The sequence below is a fragment of the uncultured Chryseobacterium sp. genome, assembly GCF_913776365.1.
GTDB lineage: Bacteria > Bacteroidota > Bacteroidia > Flavobacteriales > Weeksellaceae > Chryseobacterium.
In genome coordinates this window covers 1-3,111 of sequence record NZ_CAJYMO010000326.1, presented here as the reverse complement: position 1 = coordinate 3,111, position 3,111 = coordinate 1, and the positions used below count along the sequence as shown (strand labels likewise).

The window sequence follows — 3,111 nt, the reverse complement described above, 5'->3', positions numbered from 1 at the left end:
CAGGATTATTCGGTGAAGCTGGCCCATACACCGGAAGAAATGGAAGAATGGCTGCTGCCTTTGAAAGAAGCCGGGGTTGATATCTTCCACTGCTCGCAACGCCGTTTCTGGGAGGCTGAATTCGAAGGTTCCGACCTGAATTTCGCCGGCTGGGCCAAAAAAATCACCGGACAGCCGACCATTACAGTAGGTTCCGTAGGGCTGGAAGGGGATTTTATGGCTGCCTTTACCGGGCAGGGAACCGGGAAAACCGATCTGTCCGAACTTACCAGAAGACTGGAAAGGGGCGACTTCGACTTAGTAGCTGTGGGCCGCGCCCTGCTGCAGGACCCGCAATGGGTGAAGAAAATAAGAGAAGGCAGGACAGAAGAGCTTGAAGATTTTTCCGCTGAAAGCCTTGCTGTACTGCACTGATATAAATGAGCGGTTCACGTGCCTGCTTCGCTCTCCATTGCAGCATCTGACTATCACTATTCATTTGCGGAGCAGGAAGTACCGCTGATTCCCGATACTATTTTACCTATTTAAATTTTTCAGATAAACCGCTCCGGGAAAACACCGGAGCGGTTTTGTCTGTTTCCTGCCGTTTGAGAAGTTTCGCCGACAGGTTGTTTTCTGCAGAAGATTCCGTACCTATTTATCTTTTTCCTTCAGCCACTTGTACAGTGTGGTTTTTGGAATGCCATACTGTTCAATTACCTGGTTTTTAGTAATTTTTCCTTTTGCTATGGAATCCAGGATAAAGCTGATGATTTCTTTTGTGTAAATGTTTTTACGGAATTGCGGCAGCCCGGACTTTTCAGGCTCAGGATTGCTGATACTCTGTGCCGAACGCGGTGAATAAATAATAAGGTGCTGACTGTAAATACGGAAAAAATCATATTCCAGCAGCTTGCTGAAACGCAGAATCACATCGGTATCGAGGCTTTTGCTTTCATACATCGCCGAAAGTTGCTTTTCGGTACATTTCATAACGCTGCAGATCTTTTCTGAATCCATGTTTTTTTCCCTCACTCTTTGCAATATCAGTTTTCCAAGATGGATATGCTTATAATTTTTCATGCAGCAGTGCGGATTTTTTCAGTTTTTTACGCTCTTTTACCATGTCCTCAGGCACCTGATCTTCTCCGGTGTCTGTACTAAAACCTAGTTGTAACATGCGGTAAAATTTATTTCATTCGTTCTTAATGGGTTAGGCTGTGTTGTTTTCATTGTGTAAGCTGTATTTTAATTGAACGAATGTATATTTTTTTTCCGGAAACCCTGCTATTATTTCAATATATTATCGTTGTTTTTATATGCAATATCATGGTATCCGGAAATGCCTTTCACAGCTCCCGGCGCAAAACATAAAACCGCTCCCGGAATCCGGAAACGGTTTTTAACAGATTAAAAATATCTAAAATTACCGTAGCAACGGCAATAATGATCAAATTTACAAGCCGATGTTTTTTGTAGGTTTCAGCTGTTTCCTGATGTTTTTCGGCAAAGCATCCTTATGAACGAGGAGGGCCGTGGACTTATATTCCACATAAGGCCGGGTCACGTAAATATAGCCGTTGAAATCGTTCGTTATGCCCCAGGAATTTTTTACCATATAATATTCCTTGCCCGACTGGTCTTTAGCAAGTCCTACAATATGCATTCCATGGTCATCGGTAGTCGAGAGGTTGTTGAGGGCCTGCTGCCGCATCTCTTCGGTAATGGTTTTGTCTTTCTTCGGTTCTGTGAAGAACGTTTCTTTATTATCTTTGGTAATCAGGTCCAGATTTGTATCCGGAACATAAGCCACCCCGTTCTTATAGGAAAAATAAGGTTCGGTAACATCGGTTGCCCAGCCTACGGAATACCCTTTACTGACCGCATTGTCAATGATGGCGGTAAGGTCTTTCATCGGCACGTTCCAGTCGGAATCATGGCTCCAGTTGTCCGGAATCGGAACGACGAATTTCTGGAAGTAAGGATAATCTTTGTAAGAGGAAAGTTCTACATAATCGTCAGGATTGATTCCTACCACTTCTTTAGCAAATGTTTTCGGGGTATAGGACTTTCCTTCGTACGTAAAATCAGCAGGAATTTTTCCCAGGTACTGGTCCAGGATGGCGTCTACAGGAGACATCCAGTTGTCCGAAAGCTTTCCTTTTGATCCCGCCTGAACGAGGCTGTCAAGTACCGGTTTCAGTTTTTCCTGCATTGCAGTGAAATTGTTGAGGGTCTGTCCCTGCTGCAGTCCGGTATAAGCCTCCTGCGGAACAGCTCCGTATTTTTTGTACATATTGATCACATCATGAAGTTCCCCGCCGTCGCCCCAGCTGATGGCACCGTTATTCAGGACATAAAGTTTCGCTTTGTCGTGGTAAGAATTTCTTGCGGTAAAGATTTCTGCCAGGTCAACCGGCTTTTTGCCCATCCGCTGCATTTCGGATTCAAGAAAGGAGTTGCCGGAATAGCTCCAGCAGGTCCCGGAAGAACCCTGGTTTTTTACCGAAGTGGCCCCTACATCCTTCAGGGTGGTAAACTGGAAATTGGCATGCTGGGATTGGTTGTTCTTGATTTTGTTGATTAAATCATCCTGTGCAAACATCATACTTCCTGCAGATAAAACAAAAAGTAATGATGCGAATCGGGTATTCTTCATTACTGTAAAATTATTATATGAATAGTCGTCTGCATTTGAGATTTGTTACAGGGCAAAAAGTTAAATGCTGTGGAAAACTTTTATGATAAGGCTGCATCGTTCCGGTCGGTTTATCACCATCATGATTACAGAGGGTCTCACTGCCGGGTGTCAGGGTTTGTACAGGCAGATTTGATCAGTTTTCCGGTCGGTTTACCAGCATGGTACTGTTGGAAAACGCAAAGATTTCTATGTTAATGTGCAAGTGTTTTCAAGGTTTTTTATTGATAAAAATTCTTCTTTTTTTAGATATGGCTGTCTTCGTATGATCACAGCCATTATTCTATGCACCAATTTATTTCTTACGGCATTCAAAACACTCATTTTATTTTTCCCTTCTTCCACTTTTCTTTTGAAATAAGCTTTTATTTCCTGATCGCATCTTATGCTTGCCATTGCAGACATATGCAGCAGCCTCTTGAGTTTCTGATTGG

General features: G+C 43.2%; 2 protein-coding genes and 2 pseudogenes. 1 reads left to right on the top strand and 3 read right to left on the bottom strand.

The genetic code is table 11. The features are described 5' to 3' along the window. A pseudogene (locus tag QZ735_RS17805) lies at positions 1 to 414 on the top strand (12-oxophytodienoate reductase); the annotation flags it as partial. Positions 415 to 633: 219 nt separating this feature from the next. Here the strand turns inward: QZ735_RS17805 and QZ735_RS17800 are convergent. The 3 genes and pseudogenes from QZ735_RS17800 to QZ735_RS17790 all read right to left on the bottom strand — a co-directional run. Continuing rightward, positions 634 to 1,062: a transposase gene (locus QZ735_RS17800; protein WP_294251383.1), complete on the bottom strand. Its 429-nt coding sequence runs from the start codon at positions 1,060 to 1,062 to the stop codon at positions 634 to 636. Positions 1,063 to 1,435: 373 nt separating this feature from the next. Next, a complete protein-coding gene (locus QZ735_RS17795) occupies positions 1,436 to 2,638 on the bottom strand; it encodes a C1 family peptidase (protein WP_294251380.1) in 1,203 nt (400 codons plus the stop codon). A gap of 228 nt (positions 2,639 to 2,866) precedes the next feature. Next, a pseudogene (locus QZ735_RS17790) lies at positions 2,867 to 3,111 on the bottom strand (hypothetical protein); the annotation flags it as partial.